Source organism: Dokdonella sp. (assembly GCF_041395345.1).
GTDB lineage: Bacteria > Pseudomonadota > Gammaproteobacteria > Xanthomonadales > Rhodanobacteraceae > Dokdonella.
In genome coordinates this window covers 1-23,286 of record NZ_JAWLAR010000009.1, presented here as the reverse complement: position 1 = coordinate 23,286, position 23,286 = coordinate 1, and the positions used below count along the sequence as shown (strand labels likewise).

General features: G+C 62.6%; 23 protein-coding genes. 13 read left to right on the top strand and 10 right to left on the bottom strand.

Going from position 1 to position 23,286, the window contains the following annotated elements; all coding sequences use genetic code 11:
* Positions 1-51: 51 nt before the first annotated feature.
* Positions 52-339 carry an encapsulin-associated ferritin-like protein gene (locus R3F00_RS09525; RefSeq protein WP_371281549.1) on the bottom strand — a complete coding sequence of 96 codons (288 nt, stop codon included), beginning with the start codon at positions 337-339 and terminating at the stop codon, positions 52-54.
* Between the two features lie 68 nt (positions 340-407).
* Between R3F00_RS09525 and R3F00_RS09520 the strand changes: the two genes are divergently transcribed.
* The 7 genes from R3F00_RS09520 (at position 408) to R3F00_RS09490 (ending at position 8,860) form a co-directional block, all read left to right on the top strand.
* Positions 408-644 (top strand): hypothetical protein, encoded by a 237-nt coding sequence (locus R3F00_RS09520; protein WP_371281548.1) that lies wholly within the window; start codon positions 408-410, stop codon positions 642-644.
* Positions 645-947: 303 nt separating this feature from the next.
* Entirely contained in the window at positions 948-1,613 is a 666-nt protein-coding gene (locus R3F00_RS09515) for a response regulator transcription factor (protein ID WP_371281547.1), read from the top strand.
* The gene (locus tag R3F00_RS09510) at positions 1,600-3,006 is read left to right on the top strand and encodes a sensor histidine kinase (protein WP_371281546.1); all 1,407 of its coding nucleotides are present in this window, start codon (positions 1,600-1,602) and stop codon (positions 3,004-3,006) included. The genes R3F00_RS09515 and R3F00_RS09510 overlap by 14 nt, the downstream gene beginning before the upstream one ends.
* 50 nt (positions 3,007-3,056) lie before the next feature.
* On the top strand, positions 3,057-4,226 hold the full coding sequence (locus R3F00_RS09505; RefSeq protein WP_371281545.1) for an efflux RND transporter periplasmic adaptor subunit: 1,170 nt from the start codon (positions 3,057-3,059) through the stop codon (positions 4,224-4,226).
* A 7-nt stretch (positions 4,227-4,233) separates the two neighbouring features.
* Positions 4,234-7,326 (top strand): efflux RND transporter permease subunit, encoded by a 3,093-nt coding sequence (locus R3F00_RS09500; RefSeq protein ID WP_371281544.1) that lies wholly within the window; start codon positions 4,234-4,236, stop codon positions 7,324-7,326.
* Entirely contained in the window at positions 7,323-7,625 is a 303-nt protein-coding gene (locus tag R3F00_RS09495; RefSeq protein ID WP_371281543.1) for a DUF3240 family protein, read from the top strand. Before R3F00_RS09500 ends, R3F00_RS09495 begins: the two co-directional genes overlap by 4 nt.
* Positions 7,625-8,860 (top strand): TolC family protein, encoded by a 1,236-nt coding sequence (locus tag R3F00_RS09490; protein ID WP_371281542.1) that lies wholly within the window; start codon positions 7,625-7,627, stop codon positions 8,858-8,860. The genes R3F00_RS09495 and R3F00_RS09490 overlap by 1 nt, the downstream gene beginning before the upstream one ends.
* A 144-nt stretch (positions 8,861-9,004) precedes the next feature.
* Here R3F00_RS09490 and R3F00_RS09485 read toward each other — a convergent pair whose 3' ends face one another.
* The 7 genes from R3F00_RS09485 to R3F00_RS09455 all read right to left on the bottom strand — a co-directional run bounded on the left by R3F00_RS09485 (position 9,005) and on the right by R3F00_RS09455 (position 16,482).
* Positions 9,005-9,496, bottom strand: coding sequence for an OsmC family protein (locus R3F00_RS09485; protein WP_371281541.1), 492 nt, complete (start codon positions 9,494-9,496; stop codon positions 9,005-9,007).
* Positions 9,489-12,731 carry an efflux RND transporter permease subunit gene (locus tag R3F00_RS09480; RefSeq protein ID WP_371281540.1) on the bottom strand — a complete coding sequence of 1,081 codons (3,243 nt, stop codon included), beginning with the start codon at positions 12,729-12,731 and terminating at the stop codon, positions 9,489-9,491. Before R3F00_RS09480 ends, R3F00_RS09485 begins: the two co-directional genes overlap by 8 nt.
* On the bottom strand, positions 12,728-13,804 hold the full coding sequence (locus tag R3F00_RS09475) for an efflux RND transporter periplasmic adaptor subunit (protein WP_371281539.1): 1,077 nt from the start codon (positions 13,802-13,804) through the stop codon (positions 12,728-12,730). The genes R3F00_RS09480 and R3F00_RS09475 overlap by 4 nt, the downstream gene beginning before the upstream one ends.
* Positions 13,804-14,187, bottom strand: a complete 384-nt coding sequence (locus tag R3F00_RS09470) for a DUF302 domain-containing protein (RefSeq protein ID WP_371281538.1) — start codon at positions 14,185-14,187, stop codon at positions 13,804-13,806. Before R3F00_RS09470 ends, R3F00_RS09475 begins: the two co-directional genes overlap by 1 nt.
* 119 nt (positions 14,188-14,306) lie before the next feature.
* A complete protein-coding gene (locus R3F00_RS09465) occupies positions 14,307-14,513 on the bottom strand; it encodes a DUF2892 domain-containing protein (RefSeq protein ID WP_371281537.1) in 207 nt (68 codons plus the stop codon).
* 42 nt (positions 14,514-14,555) lie between these two features.
* Positions 14,556-15,131, bottom strand: coding sequence for a cytochrome b (locus R3F00_RS09460; protein WP_371281536.1), 576 nt, complete (start codon positions 15,129-15,131; stop codon positions 14,556-14,558).
* Between the two features lie 61 nt (positions 15,132-15,192).
* Complete coding sequence (locus R3F00_RS09455) at positions 15,193-16,482, bottom strand: NAD(P)/FAD-dependent oxidoreductase (protein WP_371281535.1); 1,290 nt, start codon at positions 16,480-16,482, stop codon at positions 15,193-15,195.
* 173 nt (positions 16,483-16,655) lie between these two features.
* On the opposite strand from R3F00_RS09455, the gene R3F00_RS09450 reads away from it, so the two are divergent.
* The 5 genes from R3F00_RS09450 to R3F00_RS09430 all read left to right on the top strand — a co-directional run bounded on the left by R3F00_RS09450 (position 16,656) and on the right by R3F00_RS09430 (position 21,091).
* Complete coding sequence (locus R3F00_RS09450; protein ID WP_371281534.1) at positions 16,656-17,024, top strand: ArsR/SmtB family transcription factor; 369 nt, start codon at positions 16,656-16,658, stop codon at positions 17,022-17,024.
* Positions 17,025-17,180: 156 nt separating this feature from the next.
* Positions 17,181-18,503, top strand: a complete 1,323-nt coding sequence (locus R3F00_RS09445) for an NnrS family protein (protein WP_371281533.1) — start codon at positions 17,181-17,183, stop codon at positions 18,501-18,503.
* Positions 18,504-18,519: 16 nt separating this feature from the next.
* The gene (locus R3F00_RS09440; RefSeq protein ID WP_371281532.1) at positions 18,520-19,365 is read left to right on the top strand and encodes a DUF6544 family protein; all 846 of its coding nucleotides are present in this window, start codon (positions 18,520-18,522) and stop codon (positions 19,363-19,365) included.
* Positions 19,366-19,426: 61 nt separating this feature from the next.
* On the top strand, positions 19,427-19,828 hold the full coding sequence (locus tag R3F00_RS09435) for a SirB2 family protein (protein WP_371281531.1): 402 nt from the start codon (positions 19,427-19,429) through the stop codon (positions 19,826-19,828).
* A 21-nt stretch (positions 19,829-19,849) separates the two neighbouring features.
* Complete coding sequence (locus R3F00_RS09430) at positions 19,850-21,091, top strand: MgtC/SapB family protein (RefSeq protein WP_371281530.1); 1,242 nt, start codon at positions 19,850-19,852, stop codon at positions 21,089-21,091.
* Between the two features lie 23 nt (positions 21,092-21,114).
* On the opposite strand, the gene R3F00_RS09425 is transcribed toward R3F00_RS09430, so the two are convergent.
* The gene (locus R3F00_RS09425; RefSeq protein WP_371281529.1) at positions 21,115-22,332 is read right to left on the bottom strand and encodes a hypothetical protein; all 1,218 of its coding nucleotides are present in this window, start codon (positions 22,330-22,332) and stop codon (positions 21,115-21,117) included.
* A gap of 257 nt (positions 22,333-22,589) precedes the next feature.
* Here R3F00_RS09425 and R3F00_RS09420 point away from each other — a divergent pair, with 257 nt between their 5' ends.
* Complete coding sequence (locus R3F00_RS09420; RefSeq protein WP_371281528.1) at positions 22,590-23,120, top strand: cytochrome c5 family protein; 531 nt, start codon at positions 22,590-22,592, stop codon at positions 23,118-23,120.
* Here R3F00_RS09420 and R3F00_RS09415 read toward each other — a convergent pair.
* The coding region (locus R3F00_RS09415) for a hypothetical protein (RefSeq protein ID WP_371281527.1) at positions 23,104-23,286 on the bottom strand (183 nt) is incomplete at its 5' end. The two genes, R3F00_RS09420 and R3F00_RS09415, sit on opposite strands and share 17 nt — an antisense overlap.

Genomic DNA, 23,286 nt, shown 5'->3' with positions numbered 1-23,286 from the left:
TCGGAACAGCGTATCCGATCTGTCGATCTCATGATGCTTTTCGGCGTCGCCTCAGTCGTGGCTGAGGGACTTCTCGGTGAACAGGTAGTCCTTCATCTCGCTGGAGAACTTGGGATCCCTGCGCCGGATCCATTCGAGCAGCATCGCGGCATGTTCCTTTTCCTCATCGCGATTGTGCGCAAGGATCTTCTTCAGCGTTTCGTCGCTGCAGGCATCGCAACGCTGGTTGTACCAGTCCACGGCCTCCAGTTCTTCCATCAGCGAAACGATGGCGCGGTGCATGTCGCGGGTTTCGTTCGAGAGTGATTCAAAAGGTTCGTGATAGCCGACGCTGGACATGGGTGATTCTCCTGTAGGGTGGTGGGTAGTGCGGTGCCTGGTTCTGACCGGTCTTCGCCAGTCTCCTCGTGCGTGACTTTGTCGCGGATATGGTGTTTGCGCACAAACCGGGGGATGATTACCGGGTCAAGGGCAACAACGATGATCGCGGTCCCGTACTTGCGGGTCATGTTGTTGAGGATACCTATTACCGCCATGGTGTGCGCGCTGTCGAGAGGGGCGGTGGATTCTTCGGCAAGGATGACCAGTTCGCGCTTGGCGCAACCTGGTCCAAGAGTGCGCGACTCCGAAAGCAATGTAGGTGATTCAGGCTGGAGCTGCGGACTGCGTCGTGATGCCGGAATCCGGATCGACCCGGCTTGCAATGCGTCGCAACATGCGAATTGTGTGCAGCCGGAGCTGGTTGGCTGCGGCTTCCCCCGTGCCGGAGCAGCTCCCGATCGAGTCACCAAGTGCTTGCAGCAGGTGCCAGCATAGGCAATTGCGCAATGACTTAAGCATGGGAACAGGTTTCTGCTGCATGCTGCGGCGAAAGAGTGCTGCGGATGCGCAGCGGGACAGCGGGTCTGGCAACGCTTCGCGCAAAACGCGATCAAGGAGGTGATGCCTTGCGTTTATTGATTGTGGAGGATTCTCCCACCCTTGCCGATGCGCTGATGGGCAGCCTGACGCGTGAGGGTTACAGCTGTGATCATGCCGCCGATGGCGTATCTGCGGCCGCGTTTCTCTGCAGCAACAACTATGATCTGGTCGTGCTTGACTGGATGTTGCCGCGACGCGAGGGTATCGATGTGTTGCGTGAGCTGCGACGCAAGGGCGGGCGGGCGCGGGTGCTGATGCTTTCGGCGCGCGACCAGGTCGGCGACCGGGTGGCCGCGCTCGATGCAGGCGCCGACGACTACATCGTCAAGCCTTTTGCCCTGAACGAATTGCTCGCCCGATTGCGCGCCCTGGCACGCAGACCTCAGGAATCTGGCGACGCCGAACTGCGCCACGGCGATCTCAGTATCGATCTGCATGCACGACGCGCCCGCTGGGATGGCCACGACCTCCTGCTGACGCCGAAGGAATACGGGTTGCTCGAATTGCTGATACGCGAGCGCGGACGCGTGTTGTCGCGTCAGCAGATCTACGAGCGACTCTACGATAGTGCCAGCGAATCTTCAGACAAGGTGGTAGAAGTGATCATCAGTACACTGCGCGCAAAGCTGGCCGCGCATGGCCAAGCGGATCTGATCGAAACCCGGCGAGGATTCGGTTATGTCCTCGACTGAGTGGCAGTCGGCCAAGGCTGAAATGAGCGACTGGTCCTTGCAGGGTCAATTGGCGTGGCAGCTGACCCTGGCGATCGGCATGCTGTTCGGGGGACTCTTTTTCGTTCTCGATGTTCTAGTGGACCGGAATCTCTACGACCGCCTGGATCAGTTTCTGGCTGCGCGCGCGGAAGCATTTTCCGCGCAGATCGTCGAGCATGATCCGGAGGAATTGCGCAAGCTCCTGCCAGCCTACGATCTTGCTGGACATGCCGAATTCTTCGCCCTGTTCGATAGCGACAACCAGCTGCGACTGGCCTCGGTCAACAGCGGCTCGGGTGCGCTTTCCCTGCCCGCCGCGAGCACCTCTTCACAATTCTACGACACCCCGTTGCCGGACGGTCATGACGGTCGCGCAATCGTCTTGCGATTGCAGCAGGGCCGGGAGCCGATGGGCGACTGGCGACTTGTGCTGGCTACCGAGCGAGAGAGCTGGGACCGAACCGAGCGTACGGTGCATGGCGTTCTGCTCGGCGGCATCCTGCTCGCCATAGGGTTCACTGTACTGATCTGCCTCTGGCTGTTGCGCAAGGCCTTCGATGGCATGCGCATGGAAGGTGAGCGTCTAAGCCGATTGCGTTCCGATGACGATGTTCTCGCACAAACCGGACACTTGCCTCGAGAACTGATTCCATATGCCACTGCTGTGCGCAATTCATTGCAGCGGCTCATGCATTCGGCCGAGCGCGAGCGCCGCTTCTCGCGCAATATTGCCCATGAAATGCGCACGCCAATAGCCGAAATCCGGACCAGCGCAGAACACGCCCTGGCCGTTGGCGACGCGCCGGCGCTGCGCTCCGGATTAGAGGCCGCACTGGCCGCCAATGCCCGCATGGAACGCGGTATTCAGGCCCTGCTGGCGCTCGCACGCTACGAGTCCGGACAGCTCGCGCCGGCGCCCGACCCTCTCGATCTGGCTGCGTTGCTGCGCCAGCAGGTCAGCAGTCTTGGACAGGCGGAAGGCTTTGACGGCGCACAGCGTTTTGCGCTCGAACTGCCGGCCCCGGTCTGGATCCACAGTGATGTAGGCATGCTCGAGCGTATCCTCACCAATCTGCTGCACAACGCGCATGAGTATGGTGACGCCGAGGAACGGGTGCGAATATCGATCGATACGACCGCTGGCTCATACACCCTGTGCGTGCGCAACCGGGCGCACGAATTGAATGCCGGCGATGTCGTGCACTTTGGTGAACGCTACTGGCGCGGGCATGGTGAGGACGCCGATGCCAGCCACGCCGGACTCGGCCTGGCACTGGCAATGGCGATGGCCGACGCGCTGGGCCTGACCCTCGAGTTCGCTCTCGAGGGTGATGCCGTGGTCGCCCGCTTGGGGCCATTTGCCGCCCTATAGCGCAAGAGCGAGTGTTTGACTTAAGCCGGGCCAAAGCTGGCGCCGGCAGCATGGCGGCATTCCCCTTGAACGGTATGCGCATGATGTCGCCAGCACGCCTCAGACCCATCCACTGGATTGCCCTGGCGGCGCTGGTGGCGCTACTCACTCTGGCCGCCTGGTTGTTGCGGGGCTCGGGCTCTGTTGAATCCGCGCACGAGAGCAAGTTGCCGGAGGCTGATGCGCAAGCCCACATACAGCTCAGTGTCACCCAGCGCGATGCGCTCGGCATCGAGCTTATCGACGCAGTCGCAGCCGAAAGCGTGCCGGTAACCGGCCTGCCCGCGGAAGTATTGGCACCACTCGCTTCGAGCACTCAGGTCACCGTGCCCTACAGCGGCGTGGTGACGCGCATACTGGTGGATGAAGGCGAGCAGGTCAGCGAGGCGCAGCCCATGCTGCGCTTGCGCAGTCGCGATCTGATTGAAGCACGCGGTGATCTCGCCCGCGCCCGCGCGGAAACGACGGCGGCTGTCGAGAAGGCAAATCGCGATACCACGCTGGCGCAGGAAGGCATCATCTCCGCGTCACGCAGGAACGACAGCGTGGCGCGCGCAAGAGCGGCCAGGGCCAGCCTTGCCGAAGCGCAGGAGATGCTCTCGCAACTGCGAATGGCCGCCGATGGACTTCCCGGCGAGTATGAGGTTCTGGCGCCACGGGCTGGCCAGGTCTTGCGTCGCCTTGTCGCTCCCGGTGAAGCCCTGCAGGCCATGGCGCCGGCCTTTGTCATTGCCGCGACGGACGAACTGGACATCGTCTTCAGCGTGCCGGTCAACTTGCGCGCCGAACTGCGCACCGGACTGTCGATTGTTCTGCCGAATGGTGCGATGGGCCAGGTAGTCGCCATCGGCGCGGATATCGAAAGCACCACCCAGAGCTTGCGCGTGCGCGCACGCACCGCTGCACCGGGCGCCCTGGTCGTGGGACAGCAGATCGAAGCGTCGCTGCTATTGCCGGCGCCGCCCGAGGCGCTGATTGTGCCAGTCAGTGCACTCCTGTCACATGGACCGCGCGAAGTCCTCTACGTGGAAGAAGACAACGGGTTCCGCGGCATCGTCGTCGACCATCTGGGTGGCGACCTCGACAGTGCCGTCGTGCGCGGTGCTGGCCTGACTGCGGGCATGCGCGTTGTAGCACGCGGCGCCAGTGTCCTGAAAACGCTGGCACCGGTACAGGAGTAGCGCGACCATGCTCGAGCGCCTGATCGAATTTTCGCTGCGCCAGCGCCTGCTGGTGCTGCTGGTCGCCCTGGCAATTTCGGTAGCAGGTGCGATGGCGTTCATGCGCCTGCCCATCGATGCCTTTCCCGACATTTCGCCCACACAGGTAAAGATGATCCTGAAGGCGCCGGGGATGACACCGGAAGAAGTCGAGGCGCGCGTGATCACGCCGCTGGAGATGGAACTGCTCGGTGTGCCGAACGCCGCCATGCTGCGTTCGACGGCCAAGTACGCGATCGCCGACATCACCCTGGATTTCAATGAAGGCACTGATATCTACTGGGCGCGCCAGCAGGTTGCCGAGCGCTTTGCCAATGTCTCCGCCTCATTGCCGGGTGACGTCACGGGCGGTCTGGCGCCGATTTCCACGCCCCTTTCCGATGTCTACATGTTCACCGTCGAAGGTGACGCTCTGAGTTTGCAGGAACGTCGCAGCCTGCTCGACTGGACCCTGCGTCCGGCGTTGCGAACCATTCCCGGCGTAGCTGACGTGAACGTGCTTGGCGGTGAAGCCAGGAGCTTCGTGGTGATACCCGACCGCGGTCGGCTGACCACCAATGACTTGCACCTTGGCGACGTCGTCGATGCGCTTGTGCGCAACAACCGCAACGATGGTGCCGGTCGCCTGCAAGCCGGCGAGTCGGCGTTGATCGTGCGCGCCGAGGGCGCATTGCAGACGGCCAACGATATCGGCAACGTGGTGATCAAGTCCGGCATGCCACCGCTGCGCGTCCGTGACATCGCCGACATCCGCATAGAGGCACTGACCCGCTATGGTGCAGTTACACGCGACGGCGAGGCTGAGGCGGTCGAGGGCATCGTCGTGGCGCTGCGCGGTGCCGATGCCTCGCAACTGGTCGCGAGCGTAGAGTCACGGCTGATGCAGATGCAGGCTGCTCTTCCGGCCGGGGTAAGCATCCGCCCATTCTACAACCGCAGTACCCTGATTGAACGCGCGGTCGGTACAGTCAAGAACGCGCTGGTCGAGGCCACCGTGCTGGTGGTCATCCTGCTTCTTCTGTTTCTTGGCAATCTGCGGGCGGCGATCGTCGTTGCACTCATCCTTCCTTTTGCGGCCCTGTCCACGTTTCTGTTGATGCGGCTGACAGGACAAAGCGCAAACCTGATGAGCCTCGGTGGCCTGGCGATCGCCATCGGCCTGATTGTCGATGCGGCCGTGGTCGTGGTCGAGAACACCGTCACCCGGCTCGATCCGCAGGCATCCAGCGCCCATCTTCCGCGCCTGCATCGCATCTATGCAGCGACTCGCGAGGTCGCCACGCCGGTGGCCGCTGGCATGCTCATTATCGCGCTCACTTTTCTGCCGCTGCTGACCCTGCAGGGACTTGAGGGCAAGCTGTTTGCGCCGGTAGCGCTGACCATCGTGTTTGCGCTCGCCGCATCGCTGCTGGCGTCGCTGACATTCGTGCCAATTCTGGCGTCCTACTTGATGAAGGAAGGGGCGCATGACGAGCCTTGGCTGATGCGCAAGGTCGACGGCTTCTATCGACCCCTGCTCGAGAAGGTACTGGCAAAGCCCTTATACGCGTATGTCGCGGGAGTGCTGGCACTGGTGCTAGGCGCCATTGGCTATCTTGGTACCGGCAAGAGCTTCATGCCGACCATGGATGAAGGCGATGTGCTGATTCAGTTGGTGAAGTCACCATCAATTTCGCTTGAACGCTCGGTGGAACTCGACTTGGCCGTGGAGAAGGCGATCATGGCCGGCATTCCAGAAGTCCGACACATCATCTCCCGTGTCGGTTCCGATGAGCTCGGACTGGATCCGATGAGCCTCAATGAAACCGACATGTTCCTTGAGCTCAAGCCGAAGGATGAATGGCGTGAGCGCGACAAGGAATGGCTGGTCGGCGAACTTCGCCAGATACTCGACGAATTCCCCGGTATCGAGTACGGATTCACGCAGCCAATCGAGATGCGCGTCTCGGAGATGCTGACCGGCAGCCGCGGAGATCTGGCCATCAAGATTTTCGGTGCAGATCTCGGCGAGCTCGGCGATCTCGCCCAGCGCATTGCCAGCGTGCTGCGAGAAACGACGGGTGCTCAGGACGTGCTGACCCAGACGGTCGAGGGGGTCGACTATCTGAAGGTTGAGATCGATGCGATGGCTGCAGGCAGGCAGGGTCTTGCCGTCGCCGATGTGCAGGATGAACTGCGCGCGCAGTTGGAGGGTATCAGTGCCGGTCTGGTCATCGAGCCGGATCGGCGTACCCCGATCCTTGTCCGTGGAGGCGATGAGATCCGCCTGTCCAAGGCGCGCTTCTCGCGCATGAGCATCAGCCTGCCCGATGGAGGCGAAGTGCCGCTGTCGAGCATTGCCCGCATTGTTCCCGGTAGTGGACCCGCGAAGGTGGGTCGTGAACAGGGTTCCCGCTACGCGCTGGTCCAGGCCAATGTCGATGGCCGTGACCTCGTGGGTTTCGTCGAGGAAGCGAAGGCCGCGGTGGCACAGAGCGTCCAATTGCCTGCCGGCTACCATCTGAGTTGGGGCGGGCAATTCGAGAACCAGCAGCGCGCGGCCGCGCGTCTCGCGCTGGTCGTCCCAGCGGCTCTGGTCCTGATTTTCCTTGTTCTGTTCATGACGTTCGGATCGGTGCGCCAGGCTTTGCTGATCCTGCTGAATATCCCGTTTGCACTGGTTGGCGGCATCGTCGCACTCTGGCTATCGGGGCAATACCTTTCGGTACCGGCGTCCGTCGGATTCATCGCATTGCTCGGCATCGCCGTACTCAACGGATTGGTGTTGGTCACCTGCTTCAACCAGCTGCACGAGCAGGGACTCGATATCACGACGGTCGTTCGCGAGGGCGCCTGGCGGCGCGTGCGTCCGGTGCTGATGACAGCGAGCATCACGGCTATCGGTCTGGTGCCCCTGCTGTTGGCTACGGGGCCGGGCTCGGAAATACAACGGCCGCTGGCCATCGTCGTGATCGGAGGACTGGTCAGTGCCACGGCACTGACCTTGCTGCTGCTTCCGCTGGCCTATCGCCGGCATGGGCTGCCGCCGCCCGCCGCAAGCAACGGGAGCAAATCGACATGAACAACTGGATTCGCATGAATCTGCTGTTTCCACCGCAGTTGGAGACGTTGATAACCGAAACCTTGAGCGCAGACCCGCGTATGCCTGGCTACACACTCCTGCGTGCCGAGGGGCATGCGAACAGCTTCGCCCGGGCCTCCGACGCCGAGCGCGTGCGCGGACGCGTGGAGAAGCGCCTCTTGTGGCTTGTGATTCCGGCAGAAGCAAAAGACGACGTACTGCACTTGCTGCGCGAGCACACGGGGTCTCACGAATTGCGTTGGTGGACCGAAGCCGTGCTCGACAGGGGAAGTCTGTGATGAAAAAGATCGTCTGCGTTTCCTTGTTGTTGCAATTGGCTGTGGTGCAAGTTCATGCGCAGGTCTGGTTGCCAGAGCCGGCGCTTGTGGCCACTGCGATCAATGCCCAGCCTGCAGTGCAGGCGGCTATGGGGCGCTTCGATTCAGCCGGCGCCCAGGCGCGCGCCCAGGCGGTGGGTTCGCATGAGTTCGAAGTGACTGCCATTCCGCAATTGCGGCGCGCGAATGGGGTCGGTGGCGACAACACATACAACGAGTTCGAGGCGCTCGTCGGACGCAAGTTCCGCTGGCCGGGAAAGGCGGCACTGGACCGAAAGATCGGCGAGCACGGCATGACGGCGGCGGAACTGCGCCTGGACGACACTCGCCATCAAGCCGCGCGCAATCTCCTGGAACGCTGGATGGACTGGCTGCTTGCCGATGAAATGGCCCGGGCCGCTGCTGCTCATACCGAATCATTGAGCGAGGAGAGAAGAGCTCTTGCCCGACGTGTGCAGATGGGTGATGCCGCACCGATGGACCTTGATCTTCTCGATGTGGATCTGGCTCAGGCACAGGCTGCCGATGTCGCCGCTCAGGGAAAACTGGCGACCGCACATGCCGCGCTTGCCAATGACTTTCCGAGCCTGCCATTGCCACTGCGAGTGCCTTCGATCGAAGAGCCGGGCGAGCTGCCTATGACTCCCGAAGAATGGACTGCGCGCATCGTTCAGCGCAGCCACGAGATAGGCGCGGTTGAAAGCGATGCGGCCAGGGCCGATGCCATTGCTGCCCGCGTTCGCGCTGACCGCCGGCCTGATCCGACAATCGGCTTGCGCTACCTGAGCGACAACGATGGCACCGAACGAGCGCTCGGGCTTGTTTTCAGCATTCCGATTGGCGGGCGCTACCGAGCGGCGCTGGGAGATGCGGCAGCAGCGGACGCGAGTGCCTTGCATAGCGATTCCCTGGTCATGCGCCGTGATATACAGCGAGAAGCAGAACAAACGGTTCGCCAAGCCATTCAACAACGAGATGGGTGGCTCGCACAGCAGCGAGCCCTTCTTGCCAGCACAGAAGCCACTCGACGTATCCGTCGCGGCCGGGAGCTCGGCGAGCTTCCCCTGGTCGAATGGCTGCTCGCCGAACGCATGCAACGGCAGATTGCATTGGCCGAGGCTTCTGCTCGAGTCGAAGCGGAGCGCGCACGCCTGCTCGTGCTGGTTGACAGTCATGAACTTTGGCACAACGAATAGCCCGGCTAGCAGGCGGGGCGAGGGGCAATTGCACGCCCATCGCGATGCTGCGCATCGCTCCGCGAACGATGGATGGACAAACCATTCGCCGTGATCACTCACTTCGCGTTCGCCAACTGGGAAAGCCAGTGCACGTGATCGGGATCAGGGCGGGTCCTGGGTTTCGGCGGCTTCAGCCGAGCTGTCATGCAGAACGGCGCCGGTTGCATCGTGCACACTCACATCCACCGGAACGCCCGAGCGAACGCTTTCGGTAACGATGCAGAAGTTCTCGAATTGCTCGAGTAGGCGATCGATCTGCGCATAGTCGGCCGCTGCATCCGGCAGCTTGATGGCGACATCGATGTGGGCGATGCGTAAGCGCTTCTGTTCGTTGCGCGCCATTCGGGCGGTCGCACGTGTCACCACGCCATTCACACTGTTCTTGTACTTGCCCAGGGCAAACACCAGGCTTGCACTGAGGCAGTTGGCAACGGCCGCAACGAGAAGTCGCGACGGGTTCGGGCCGCTGTCTGCGCCGAGCGGAGATGGCTCGTCGGTATGCAGGTCGTCGAGCGAGGTTTCATCGAAGGCAATACGAAATGCGTAGTCCGACTCCTGGGTAAGGGTCAGGCGGATCTCCTCGGTGTCACTCATGGCTTGTCTCCTGGAATGTGCCCGCGCTGTTGCTGCGTGACAGCCAGCCGTAGTACAGCAACGGAATGACCAGCAAGGTCAGCGCGGTCGAAACGAGGATGCCGAAGATCAGCGAAACGGCAAGGCCCTGGAAGATCGGATCATCGATGATGAAGAAGCCGCCCACCATGGCCGCTACGCCGGTCAGCACGATCGGCTTGGCGCGGACGGCCGCCGCATCGATCACTGCGTCGCGCAGCGGCCGGCCACGGGCGATTTCCTGGTTGATGAAGTCGATCAGCAGGATCGAGTTGCGCACGATGATGCCGGCCAGGGCGATCATGCCGATCATCGAGGTCGCCGTGAACTGCGCACCGATCAGGGCGTGGCCCGGCATCACACCGATTACCGTCAACGGGATTGGCGCCATGATGATCAGCGGTACCACGTAGCTCTTGAACTGGCCGACCACGAGCAGATAGATCAGGACCAGGCCGACCGAATAGGCCAGGCCCATGTCGCGGAAGGTTTCGTAGGTGATCTGCCATTCACCGTCCCATTTCACTGCAGGCGACGTGGTGTCCTGCGGCTGGTCTATGAAGGTCTGCACGAGTGCGGGATCTCCACCGTCGGCCTGCTTCAGATCGCTGACCATGGAAAACATGCCGTAGAGCGGGCTGTCGGTGTGACCGGCATCGTCGCCGGTGACGGTGGCATAGGGCAGCAGATCCTTGTGCAGGATCGCCTTTTCCCAGTTCGCCGCGCGCACTTCGACCACTTCCGAGAGCGGTACCAGATTGCCATTGGTTGCGCGCACGCGCAGCGCCAGCAACTGCTCGATCGCAGCCTGATCGCCGGCGGGCAGGCGCAATCGCACCGGCACCGCATAGCGCGCGTGGCCGTCCATCAGATAGGTCGCGTCATCACCGGACAGGGCCGTGCGCAGGGCCTGCGCAATGCTCGCCTGGTCGAGGCCCAGACGTGCCGCGCGGACACGATCGACAACGATGATCTCGCGCGGCGCATCGGCTTCGACACTGGTATCGACATCGACGATGTCGGATTCGGCGCGGAAACGCCTCTCCAGTGCCAGGGCGGTCTTGCGCACCGTGTCGTAGTCGGGTCCGTAGACTTCAGCGACGATCGGGGCCAGCACCGGCGGACCGGGTGGCACTTCGACCAGCTTGACCGAGGCACCGAACGCCTTGCCAATCGCGGCCAGCTGCGGACGCACGGCCAGAGCGATCGCATGGCTCTGGCGGTCGCGCTCGTGCTTGTCGACCAGGTTCACTTGAAGGTCGCCGACCAGAGGCCCGCTGCGCAGGTAGTACTGGCGCACGAGCCCGTTGAAGGTGATCGGTGCGGCGGTGCCGGCGTAGCCTTGCCAGTCCTTGACTTCGGCCACATCGGCCAGGCTTCCGGCAAGTTTGCCGAGCAGCTCGTTGGTGCGTTCGACCGTGCTGCCTTCGGGCATGTCGACGACGATCTGGAATTCGGACTTGTTGTCGAACGGCAGCATCTTGAGGATGACTGCCTGGATCACGACCAGACCGACCGCCGCCATCACCAGCACGCCCATGGCCGCGAACAGCAGGCGCCGCCGTCGCGGTGCACGATCGGTTTGCAAAAACGGCGACATGATCCTGTGCGATGCGCGATTGAGCCAGCCGCCGCCGGTTTCTGCAGTGTCGGCCTCGCCTTCTGCTGCGCCGTGATGGGCGAGCAGGCGCAGCGCCAGCCACGGTGTCACCACCAGTGCGACCGCGAGCGACAGCAGCATGCCGACCGAGGCATTGATCGGGATCGGCCGCATGTACGGGCCCATCAGACCCGAGACGAAGGCCATCGGCAGCAGCGCGGCGATCACTGTGAAAGTGGCGAGAATGGTCGGCCCGCCGACCTCGCTGACCGCCGCCGGAATGATGTCGCGCAGGCGCGCTCCGCCGAGACGCTGATGGCGGTGGATGTTTTCGACAACCACAATGGCATCGTCGACCAGGATGCCGATCGAGAAGATCAGCGCGAACAGCGAGACCCGGTTGATCGTGAAACCCATCGCCCACGAGGCGAACAGGGTCAGCATCAGGGTGATGATGACGGCGGTGCCAACCACGATCGCTTCGCGCCAGCCCAGTGTGAACAACACCAGCAGGATCACCGAGAGCGTGGCGAACATGAGTTTCTGGATCAGCTTGTTGGCCTTGTCGCTGGCGGTCTGGCCGTAATCGCGGGTGACCGAGAAATGCACGTCCGACGGAATCACTTCGCCACTCAAGGCCTGCAGGCGTGCGCTCACGGCGGTCGTGATGTCAGCCGCATTGCTGCCGGGTTTCTTCGCGATCGCCAGGGTCACCGCGGGGGCGTGGCCACTGGCCGGTCCCGGCTTGCCCGCCGGTGCGCCATACCAGACATAGGTATCGGGCAAATCGGCTCCGGCACGAATGCGGGCGACATCGGAAAGGAACACGGGCTGTCCCTTGTTGAGTCCGATGACCAGTTCGGCAACATCGGCCGCACTGGCCAGGAAGCTGCCGGCCGTCACCGGCAGGGCATGGCCATCGACGACGCGATCACCGGCCTGGCTGACCGTGTTGGCGGCGCGGATCGCACTCGCCAGTTCCTGCATGGAAAGGCCATACGCGGCGAGCTTGGTCGCGTCGAGCTCAACCATGACGGCACGCTCCGGTGCGCCGATGGTGTAGACATCGCGCGTACCCGGAATTCGCTTGAGTTCCGATTCCAGCGTGTGCGCGACTTCGGCCAGCGTGGTCGGATTTTGCTCGGGTGAATCACTCCACAGGGTGACGGCCATGACCGGTACGTCATCGATGCCCATCGGCCGAATCAGTGGCTGGCCAACGCCGAGTCCGGCCGGCACGAAGCCCTGATTCTGGAAGACCTGGTTGTACAGGCGCACGATCGCGGTCTGGCGCGGAATGCCCACCTGGTATTCGACCGTGAAGATCGCGACACCCGGGCGACTCAATGAATAGACGTGCTTGACCCCGTCGATCTCGGCCAGTTTCTGTTCCAGCGGAAAGGCGACGAGGTTCTCGACATCGCGCACATCGGCGCCGGGAAACGGCACGATCACGTTGGCCATTGTCACGTCGATCTGCGGCTCTTCCTCGCGCGGCGTGATCAGGGTCGCGGCAATGCCGAGCAGGATCGCAGCCAGCGCGAGCACCGGCGTCAATGGAGAGGACTGGAAGGTGCGTGCGATGCGACCGGAAAAGCCGAGCCTGGATTCGCTCACTTGGGCTCTCCGCCATGCTGGCGAACCAGCCACTGCGCGGCGACCTGCGGGTCGAGCGCATAGCGTTCGCCGTCGGCAAGCCCGGCCAGGATCTCGACGTTCTCACCGATGCGCCGGCCGCTGCGAATCTGGCGCAACCGGACCGTGTTCCCGTCTACCACGTAGACCGCCTGCAATTCACCGCGCTGGACGAGTGCGCTGACCGGGAGCATCAGGCGCCTGGCTTCTCCGGTGGCGAATGCCGCCTTGACCGTCATGCCCGGATACAGACCGGTGTTGTCGCCGGGCAATTCGAGGCGAACGGTGAAGGTGTGCGTGGCCGGATCGGCATACGGAAACACGGTGACCTTGCTTGCCTTCACCCGTTTCGATTCCTCGCTGTCGAGAAGGATGTCGGCTGACTGCATGGCACGGATGGCTGTGATCGCGCTCTGTGGGACCTGTACCGAGACGCGCAGATCCTTGAGCGAAACGCCTGCCATCAGCGGCTGTCCGGGTTGCACGGTTTCGCCAATCTGCACGTAGCGTTCGGTGACGATGCCGGAGTAGGGCGCGCGGACAACGGTGTAGTCCATCTGCTGGCCCACTTCGCGTGCCTGTGCCTGTGCGGCGACCAGTGCTGCCTTGGCGGCATCTCGGCGCGCGCGCTCTTGATCGAGCTGGGCCTTGGCGACCAGCTTGCGTGCATAGATATCGGAAGTCCGCTTGTAGGCGGCTTCGGCTTCGTCGTAGCTGGCCTGTGCCGATGCGATCTGTGCCTGTGCGCGACTGCGCGCCGATTTCTGTTCCACGTCGGTGAAGCGCACGATCACCGCACCCTCGGGTACGGTGTCATTCACGTCGAACGGCAACTCGATCACGCGTCCGCTGGTCTGCGCCGACACCGTCGCCTGGTTGACCGCCTCGACCACACCATCCCAGACCTGCTCGGAATGGGAAACTTCGGCGCTGGCGACGGCCGTCGCAAAGTCGGGCGTTGCCGCCGAAACCATTTCTTGCGGAGCGGAACGGTCACAACCTGCGAGCATGCCGAGGCCGACCGCCACCCATAGCAGCGAACGCGTGAGGTTCATCAGGCTGCCTCGTCGATCATTTTCTTTGTGGCGGCTTCCACTTCCGCGGCAACGCTGGCCAGCTGTGAATCCTTCGACAACATGCCAAGCATCGGCTCGGGCCGGATCATGCCGATCCGGGTCTGCCCGCCTTCGGTGTAGACCGAGATCCGGCAAGGCAGGGCCATGTTCAGACGCATGTCGCTGGCCAGTACCTTGGCCGCCTGTGCGGGATTGCAGACTTCGAAGACCTTGCATTGCTCGGCGAACTCGACCCCCTTGCTGCGCAGGGTCGCGCCCAGGTCATGGACGTGAAGCACGCCGAACTTGTGCGCCACGACCGTGGCTTCCAGATCGGCCGCGGCCTGATCGAAGGATTTGGTTGAATCGACGAGGTAATACATTGAATCGCTCCATCGGGGAGAGGTGTCTGAAGGCAATGCTGAATAGGTCCGTGCTCGTCCTCCCAGCGCAGGCTGGGATCAAGCTTTTCAGCGTTGAACTAGTGTCGGTTGCCTTGGGATCAGTTGGAGAACGCGGTGCCGGACTTGACCCCGAAGGCACGCAGGATGCTGGCGAGCGGGCAGAAGCCGGTGAACGCCGACTGCAGCAGGTTGGCGCCGACGAACAGCGTCAGCAGCAGCCACCACGGCGAAACGAAGTGGGCCAGGATCACGCTGATCAAGATGACGCTGCCGGCGAATGCAAGGACGATGCGGTCGATATTCATGGCGGGTTTCCTCGTGTTGAAGAGTGTTTCGAATCAGAGGCGCTATTTGCGCCCGGTGTCGCGCAGCGGTCTTTCCGCGCCAGGCAACATGCGCAGCAAGGTGTTGTCGCGAATGAAGTAGTGGTGGAACAGTGCGGCCGCGGCATGGGCGCCGATCAGGTAGTAGCCGATTTCGCCAATCAGTTCATGGATGTCTTCGATTTCGTGGGCGAGGTCCTTGTTCTGATCCCACAGCGGCGGCAGTTCGAGGCCGAAGAAGGGAATCTGTTTTCCCTCCATGCTGAGAATCAGCCAACCGAGCACGGGCATCGCGAACAGGAACAGGTAGAGCACGCCATGCATGGCTGCGGCCATTCGGTGCTGCCATGCGCCGACGGGTGGCTGTATGGCCGGAGTCGGGCCGGTGAAGCGAATGATCAGACGAAATACAAGCAGGCCCAGCACGCTCAGGCCGAGCATGAAATGCCAGGTCTTCAGATCATTCCGGAGCTCGCTTCCGCGCGGGAATTCTTCGCGCAACAGAATGCACGTATAGACGGCGATTAGCAGCGCCAGCATCAGCCAGTGCATGGCAATCGAGAGTTTCCCGTAACGTTCCTGCGTGTTCTTCCAGTTCATGTGTGGTCCTCGCGTAGGGGTTGAAGAATCCGGTTTCGGTTCCGCAACCCCATGCTACCGCTCAAGTCGCTGGCGGGTCGGATTTCAGCCGCTCGATGCCCAGGGCCTTGAGTACGTATTTCTCGTACACGGGATCGGTATTGCCGGTACGCATCTTGCGCAGGTAGTACTTCTCGAAAGCCACCTTGGCCAGATGCACCCATTTGCCGACCCTGGCCCAGGTGACGTTGCGCGGAGGAATCTGCGGCAGGGCCACGAAGGCCGCTCCGGTATCGCCCATGTCGGCGAGACACACTGCATTCCAGGTCGCGCGTGCCTTGCCAACGCGCCCTGCGAGGTCGTCGCGCAGGTTGTGCGCGATGGCAGTGACCATCGATTCGATCATGAAGCCGGTCTTCGGTGCTCCGGTCGGCACGGGCGTGGCTTCAACCGGCGGGATCGCCACACAGACGCCTGCCGCATAGATATTGCGGAAGTTCGGATTGCGCTGGTGTTCGTCGATGAGGATGAATCCGCGCGGATTGGTCAGGCCCTCGATACCGCGTACGGCATCCACGCCGGTAAACGCGGGCAGCAGCATGGAGTAGGCGAACGGCAGCTCGTGCGACTGACTGGTGTTACCCTTGGTGTCCACTTCGTCGACCTTGATCGTGCCGCTCTCGACTGCGGTCACGCGGGCATTGGCAATCCACTTGATATGTCGCTGACGCAACTCGGACTCAAGCAGCGACTTGGAGTCACCCACGCCACCCAGTCCCATGTGCCCGATGTAGGGTTCCGAGGTGACATAGGTCATCGGCACGCGATCGCGCAACTTGCGCTTGCGCAGGTCCGCATCAATGATCAACGCGAACTCGTAGGCCGGGCCGAAGCAACTCGCGCCCTGTACCGCGCCGATCACGATCGGCCCGGGATTCGCCAGGAACGCCTCATACGCCTGCCAGGCGCCCTGCGCATGCGGTCCGGTGCAAACCGACTGGGTGAAACCTGCGCTGGGACCGAGCCCCGGAACCTCGTCGAAGGCGAGACGCGGTCCGGTGGCGATAACCAGATAGTCGTAATCGAGTACGCGTCCACCGACGAGTCGGACCTGATTCTGCGAAGGGACTACGGCTTCGGCCGCGGTATCGACGAAATCGATCGCGTGCTTGCCGAGCGATGGCGCGGCCTCGATGCGAATGTCGGCCGGCTTGCGCCAACCCACGGCGACCCAGGGGTTGGACGGCGTGAAATTGAAGTGCGGACTCTCGCCAACGACCGTGATCGCATGATTCTTGCCGATGGCCGCGCGAATCTCGTAGGCCGCCGCCATCCCGCCCAGACCCGCACCCAGAACGATGATTGTTGCCATGATTCGGATTCCTTCTGTTATGCCAACGATGCGCTGGCGACGGCGAGATACGGTTGACTAAGATCAAGCATATTCTAAATAAGTAGTTGCTAATATACAAGCACCTAATTTAGAATCGCACCGCCGGTCGCCGCTGTCCGGGCGGACGCGCACGCAGAGAGGAGCGAGAACTCGTGGCACTACCCAAATCGAGTGACCTGAGCGCCATGCAGGGCCGCGCCGAAGAAGCCTCGAAGTTGCTCAAGACGCTGGCCAACGCGCAACGCCTGCGCGTGCTCTGCCTGCTGGTCGGAACCGAAATGACCGTCGGTCAGATCAACGAAGAATTGCCCGACCTGAGCCAGTCCGCGCTGTCGCAACACCTGGCCAGGCTGCGCGAGGAAGGCACGGTCAGCACGCGGCGCGAGGCGCAAACCATCTGGTACCGCCTGGTTGACGGACCTGCGCAGGCGGTCATCGCCACGCTTTACGGCCTTTATTGCAATCCCGCCCCGCGCACGAAGGCATCGGCCAGCAGCAAGCGTTTGCCCGCAAAGGCCTGAGCATCGCGGGATCGGATGCACCGGCAGTGCGCCGGATCGACCACCGACCTGATCCAGATCAAGGTGCAGATAAGAATCGTTCGCGATAATTGAGGGAAGGAGGGCGTTTTGTCATTGCGCTGCTCCATCCAGCCCTGATCCTGTCGGAAAGCGTCGATGAACATGGAATCCCAGAGCCTGCGCATTCCCTGCGCGCGCACGATCGAGGCCGAGGGACCCAACCTCGCCTGCATCCTCGAGCTGTCCGTACATGAGGAGTCGGCTTCGCGCCTCGCGGAACTGCCGGCCCTGTTATCCGCTGCACCGCATCGACTGATGTTTTTCGCGGGCGCCATGGCCATCGTCGTTTCGATGCTTTGGTGGGCGTGCGTGCTGGGATCGGGCGTCTACGGTTTCGCGTTTCCGGTATCCCCGGTGCCGGCGGGCTGGGCGCATTCGTTCTTTACCCAGTTCGGCATGTTGCCGTTCTTCATGTTCGGATTCCTGCTGACCGTCTTTCCCCGCTGGATGGCGCAGCCCGCACTGGGCAAGCGTGAATACGTGCCGGTTTTCGCGGGCGTGTTTGGCGGCTACCTGCTGTCGAACGCAGGCTTGCTTGATCACAAGCCGCTGCTGCTGGCCGGGCTGCTGCTGATGCTGACGGGATGGGCGTACGCGCTGACTGTTCTCGGGCGCATCCTTGCACGCAATGGTGCGCAGGATCGAACGGCGATATCTTGCTTCAGTGCCCTGTTGCTGGGCTTTCTCGGCTTGGCAGCGTTCACCGCATTCGCTTTTGGTGCCTCGCCTGAGCTGGCAATTGTTGCGATCAAGATCGGCACCTTCGGCCTGCTGTTGCCGATCTATTTCACGGTCTGCCATCGCATGTTGCCGTTCTTCAGCGCCAGCGCGATCGGTTCGCGCTACAAGGTATTCAAGCCAGCTTGGAGTCTGCCGCTGTTCTGGCTGCTTGCACTCGGTCATCTGGTTATGGAACTGGCGAGGCTTCAACAATGGCTATGGCTGATCGACGTACCGTTGACCGCGTTCTTCCTGGTCCACTGGATCCGCTGGCAGCCATGGAAATGCATGCGCCCGGGTTTGCTTGCAGTCCTGCATATCGCGGCGGCATGGTTGCCGCTCGCGCTTGCCCTGTATGCGCTACAGAGCCTGTTGCTTCATTTCGAAGGCAGCCTGTTGCTAGGGCGCGCGCCCGTGCATGCACTGACCATCGGATTCTTCGGCTCGATGCTGGTTGCCATGGTCACACGGGTGACCCAGGGCCATTCAGGCCGGCCCCTGGAAATGGGCTGCATACCGTGGCTGACATTTGGCCTTCTCCAGGCCGTCGCGCTGATCCGTATTCTCGCCGAGCTGATGCCCGACTCGAGCCGCTGGCTGGCGATGGCGGCGATTGCCTGGCTGCTGGCATTTCTGCCTTGGGTCATTCGTTCGGCGTGGATTTTCCTGACGCCGCGCGTGGACGGAAAACCAGGCTGATGGAGCGAGCAGCGCCATGATCGGCCTGATTCTCGCCTGCGTTCTGGCGCTGGCTGTGGGCTGGGTCTCGCTGCGGCTGCTGCAACGGCGAGCGCGGCGTGAAATAAAGCATATTGCGGCGAAGCTGGAGTCGGCCGCGGGAGATCCGGCGCGGCAGGTAGATTTCTCCGAACTGGTAAATCTTCCCGAAGTCGTGCAGCGCTATCTGCGCCATGTGCTGCAGGATGGCCAGCAGATTGCCCATGTGACCCGGCTGCTGCAACGCGGGACGTTGCGCACGTCCACGACAAGTCCGCGCTGGCTGAGCTTCGATGCCGAACAGGTCATTGCGCCGCATGCGCCGGGCTTTCTCTGGGTGGCACGCATCCGTCTCCTGCCATGGCTGAACCTGCTCGTCTGTGACAGCTTCGTGGACGGCTGCGGCGCGGGCGATGTGCGCCTGCTTTCCGCGTTGCGCATCGCGGCGGATCGTGGGCATCGCGAACTCGACGAGGCGGGCTTGCATCGCTATCTGGCCGAAGCGGTGTGGTCGCCTTCGGCATTGCTGCCAGGTTCCGGAGTGCACTGGAGCGCACTCGACGAGGAATCGGCGCTGGCCACGATCAAGGTGAAGGACGTCAGCGTGTCGCTTGAATTCCGATTCAACGCCCACGGTGAAGTCAGTTCCGTGTACAGCGAAGGGCGCTGGATGCGCGCCGGCAACGGATATCAGCAACGGCCCTGGCAGGGTCGTTTCTCCGACTATGCAAGTCGCAGCGGCATGCGCGTACCCTTGAGGGCGGAAGTTGCCTGGCTAGACGCAAGCGGATGGCAGACCGTCTGGAAGGGGCGAATCGAGGAAATCGCCTGCGAAGTGAGCTGATCGCGGACCTCGCCCGGCAACCCTCCGGCTACTCTATTCATCAACCAAGGCGTGGCCACCCATGATCGAGTTCTATCCGCAAATCAAGTTTGTCCACGTGCTTGCCGTGATTCTTTCCGGCAGCCTGTTTACCTTGCGCGGCCTGCTCATGTTCGCGCATTCGCGTCAGGTCAATCACATCGTCTTGCGCGTCGCGTCCTGGGTCATCGACACCACCCTGCTCACCGCGGCGCTGATGCTGATCACGCTGCTGCATCAGTATCCGTTCGTCCAGGGCTGGCTCACGATCAAGGTACTCCTGCTGGTCGTCTATATCGTGCTCGGCGTGCTTGCGCTGAAGCGCGGCAAGACCCGCAAGGTACGGATCACGTGTTTCTTCTCCGCAATGCTTGTCTATGCCTTCATCATCTCGGTCGCGATCGCGCACAATCCCTGGGGCGTCTTCGCCCGCTTCCTTGCCTGAGGTGGATATGCCGGTATGCCGATGTTCGATCTCACCGTAGTGCCTCAACTGCTGGCTGCCCTCGGCGGCGGCTTGCTGGTCGGAATCGAGCGCGAGCGCAGCAAGGGCAGCGGGCCGGAGCGCGGGTCGGCGGGCGTGCGCAGCTTCGCACTGGCCGCCCTGGTCGGTGCGATCAGCGCCATGATCGGGACCGGCGTGCTGCTGCTCTCGGGCGTGGCCATGGCCGCGCTGATTCTGGTCAGCTACACGCGCTCGATCAGGCAGGAACCTGGCCTGACCAGCGAAGTGGCCCTGTACCTTGTCTTTCTGCTCGGTGCCCTGTCCGCGCAGCAGCCGCAACTCGCGGCGGCGCTTTTCGTCGTCGTTGCCATGGTGCTGACGTTCAAGCAGGCCATGCACCATTTCACCCGGCAAGTCCTTACCGAAGCGGAACTCGGCGACCTGCTCCTGCTCGCTGCCTCGGTTCTGATCATCCTGCCCTTGCTGCCGGACCGGACCGTGGATCCGTTCGACGTGCTGAATCCGCGCAAGCTCTGGTTGCTCGTGGTCCTGGTGATGACGATCAATGCGGCCGGTTATGTCGCCTTGCGCCTGCTCGGCGCGCGTCGTGGTTTGCTTCTTGCGGGCCTGCTTGGAGGGTTCGTGTCGAGCGCGGCGACAATCGGCAGCATGGGCCAGCGCGCACGGCAGGCTCCGGACACGCGCGATGCGGCTGTGGCAGCCGGTCTGATGTCGAATGTCGCGACCGTGATCCAGCTGGTGGTGATTCTCGGAGCGCTGTCGCTTGATCTGCTGCGCGAATTCGCCCCGGCGCTCGCATCAGCGGCCGTCGCGACCGGACTGGTCGCCCTGGTCTCGTTCCTGCACGCTCGCGGAGAGCATCCGCGAATCGATCAGGAGACGACTGCCGAGCGACCGTTTGATCTCGGCCATGCCCTGCTGTTCGCCGCGATCATCGCTGCCGCATTGCTGTTGTCCGCGGCATTGCACGCCTGGCTGGGCAGCGGAGGTCTGATCATCGCCTCGGCCGCCGCCGGACTGGCAGATGTGCATGCCGCCGCGATTTCGCTGGGCCAGCTCACCTCTGCTTCGAGCTTGCCGGCTGGCGAGGCCGGCATCGCCTTGGCCGCCGCGTTTGCAGCCAACTCGCTGGTCAAGTGCATTGCCGCGTTTGCGATGGGTGGCATTGCCTATGCGCGCCCGATGATTCTCGGCATTGCCGTCATCAACGCCGCTCTGGTGGCTGGCCTGTGGCTGATGTGACGAGCCCGCTACCGGGCAGTCGCTCAATAGCGATAGTCGAGACTGGCCCAGATCTTGCGCGTGTCCGAGGAAAAACCGTCGCTGCGGTAGTCGGCGAACTTCAGCAATCCCTTGAAGTGCTCGCCGAACGGATAGGAAAGCGAGGCATCCCATTCGGAGCCGTAGTCGTCACCCCCATCGTCGGCCTTGAAGTCATGCCAGGTGATCGCCCAGGCAGCTTTCTCGATCTTGCCGCCGACACCGAGGTAGCGGTCATCAAGGCCCCTCAAGGGCGTTGCCAGAAACTTGTCCGCCCAGCCGTTGAACTTGTGCAAGGTGGCATAAGGCGTGCTGAAACCGTAGTCGCCGTCGCCGCCCAGCACTTCCCAGCCGGCCGTCATCCTGATTCCTGCCACCTCCAGGCTGGGCTCGATCAACCAGTAGTGGGCGCTGACATCACGCGGGTTGTTGCTCCAGTCCGATTGCCAGGCATATTCGGTGGCCCAGCCCAGGGTGGCGCGATCGAAAGCCTGTGAGCCGGTCCAGCGCAGGCCGTAGGTCTGCGTCGAGTTCGTGGCGATGTCGTCGTTTTCGACCAGATAGGCATAGCCGGTCAGCTGACCCAGCGGAAGCTTCTGGTCGAGATGGAACAGGTTGCCGTTGAGCGACCATTCGCGCAGCAGCGGATTGGGGTTGTCGTGTCCGAACACGCGCAGGACGCGATCGAGATAGACATAGCGCAGGACCGGTCCGGCGCCAGTGGTTCGGGTGCTGAACGAAAACGCATCGAAAGTCTGTTCGTTCTGGCGCCAGCCGACATCACCGAAGAAGCGCTGATTGTCGAGCGTGACCTTCTGCCGACCGAGTGCCGAGTCGACTCGCTCGTCCGCATAGGCAATGAACGCCTGGTTGATCTCGCTTGATTCGGGATCGGCAACGACCGGGTACTCGGTCTTGCCGTTCGCCGTGCTGTTGTATTTCTCGCCGGCAAAGGCTTCGACGTGCTCGCCATCCGCATACAGCTGCCAGCCGGGTGCAAAGACCCAGCGATAGCCCAGACGGACACGCAGGGTATCGGCATCGGCTTCCTTGCTGAACGCCGCATCGTCCACGTTTTCATGCCGATAGCGGAGTTCGATGACCGGTCCGGAGGCGAGCTCGGTGGCTGTCGCCGAAGCCAGTATCGGGGTGCCAGCCGCCAGACCGAACACGATGGCCGCACGAAGCAGGCAGGGCGCACGTTGCTGGGTTGTTGGGCGCATCGAAGGTTCCTCGACGGGGCCTCTTGGCCGGGATGGCCGCAAGATTGCTGCGGTCGCCCGAAATCCGCCTTGACCCGCATCAAGCCGGTCGGCCCGGCAACGCTCACCGCGACCGCTTGCCGCAGCCAGGCCGAATGCGGCCTCGGCCCGAAACTCCGGGCCAGGCCGGACTTCCGTGTATTCGTCGGCATGGCTATACTTGTCCGTCAATTTTGGCGTACCGGTGCCTGATCCGGGCGCCCGCAAGAGGTGGCTTCGTGACCAATCCCGTACCCCAGACCGATGCGGTCTTCCTCAAGCACTTCGCCCAGCTCATTGCCTTCCTGGTGCTGGTTTGCGTGCTCCTGATCGCCTTGGGCTCCTATATCTACAGCGGTCATCCGTCGCCGGAAAATCCCGGCGCGGCCAAGGTCACCGATCAGCGCATCGCCCCGGTCGGTGCGGTCTACGCCGGTGATACCGGTGCAGCCGCGATCGCCGCTGCGGCCGAGGCTGCGAAAGCCGCGGCTGCTTCGCAGGTGGCCTATGACGGCACCCTCGACGGCTCGGTCATCTACGGCAACCTGTGCCATGCCTGCCACGATTCCGGAGCCGGCGGCTCGCCCAAGCTGTCCGACAAGGCGGCCTGGACCGCGCGCCTTGCAACCGGTGCGCAAACGCTCATCAAGCATGCGATCGAAGGCTACACCGGCAGTGCCGGCCTGATGCCGGCCAAGGGCGGCAACCCCGCACTCAGCGACGAGCAGGTCAAGGCCACCGTCGAGTGGATGATCACCCAGGTCCAGTAGTTGCCTGCTCGCTTGCCGCGATGAACAGTCCAAACGCCGCCTTCGGGCGGCGTTTTTCATGGCGCCACCTGATCACCGATGCCTTAAAGTGGGAGACATGTCCGTCGAACGCATCTACCAGCTCGACGATCTGCGTATCGACCTTGATCGTCAGACCGTCGTTCGC

Bases quoted from the DNA above. Each gene is read 5' to 3' on its own strand.
- R3F00_RS09525 (WP_371281549.1), bottom strand. From the start codon at position 339: ATGTCCAGCGTCGGCTATCACGAACCTTTTGAATCACTCTCGAACGAA.
- R3F00_RS09510 (WP_371281546.1), top strand. From the start codon at position 1,600: ATGTCCTCGACTGAGTGGCAGTCGGCCAAGGCTGAAATGAGCGACTGG.
- R3F00_RS09505 (WP_371281545.1), top strand. From the start codon at position 3,057: ATGGCGGCATTCCCCTTGAACGGTATGCGCATGATGTCGCCAGCACGC.
- R3F00_RS09500 (WP_371281544.1), top strand. From the start codon at position 4,234: ATGCTCGAGCGCCTGATCGAATTTTCGCTGCGCCAGCGCCTGCTGGTG.
- R3F00_RS09495 (WP_371281543.1), top strand. From the start codon at position 7,323: ATGAACAACTGGATTCGCATGAATCTGCTGTTTCCACCGCAGTTGGAG.
- R3F00_RS09490 (WP_371281542.1), top strand. From the start codon at position 7,625: ATGAAAAAGATCGTCTGCGTTTCCTTGTTGTTGCAATTGGCTGTGGTG.
- R3F00_RS09485 (WP_371281541.1), bottom strand. From the start codon at position 9,496: ATGAGTGACACCGAGGAGATCCGCCTGACCCTTACCCAGGAGTCGGAC.
- R3F00_RS09475 (WP_371281539.1), bottom strand. From the start codon at position 13,804: ATGAACCTCACGCGTTCGCTGCTATGGGTGGCGGTCGGCCTCGGCATG.
- R3F00_RS09470 (WP_371281538.1), bottom strand. From the start codon at position 14,187: ATGTATTACCTCGTCGATTCAACCAAATCCTTCGATCAGGCCGCGGCC.
- R3F00_RS09465 (WP_371281537.1), bottom strand. From the start codon at position 14,513: ATGAATATCGACCGCATCGTCCTTGCATTCGCCGGCAGCGTCATCTTG.
- R3F00_RS09460 (WP_371281536.1), bottom strand. From the start codon at position 15,131: ATGAACTGGAAGAACACGCAGGAACGTTACGGGAAACTCTCGATTGCC.
- R3F00_RS09455 (WP_371281535.1), bottom strand. From the start codon at position 16,482: ATGGCAACAATCATCGTTCTGGGTGCGGGTCTGGGCGGGATGGCGGCG.
- R3F00_RS09445 (WP_371281533.1), top strand. From the start codon at position 17,181: ATGAACATGGAATCCCAGAGCCTGCGCATTCCCTGCGCGCGCACGATC.
- R3F00_RS09440 (WP_371281532.1), top strand. From the start codon at position 18,520: ATGATCGGCCTGATTCTCGCCTGCGTTCTGGCGCTGGCTGTGGGCTGG.
- R3F00_RS09435 (WP_371281531.1), top strand. From the start codon at position 19,427: ATGATCGAGTTCTATCCGCAAATCAAGTTTGTCCACGTGCTTGCCGTG.
- R3F00_RS09430 (WP_371281530.1), top strand. From the start codon at position 19,850: ATGTTCGATCTCACCGTAGTGCCTCAACTGCTGGCTGCCCTCGGCGGC.
- R3F00_RS09425 (WP_371281529.1), bottom strand. From the start codon at position 22,332: ATGCGCCCAACAACCCAGCAACGTGCGCCCTGCCTGCTTCGTGCGGCC.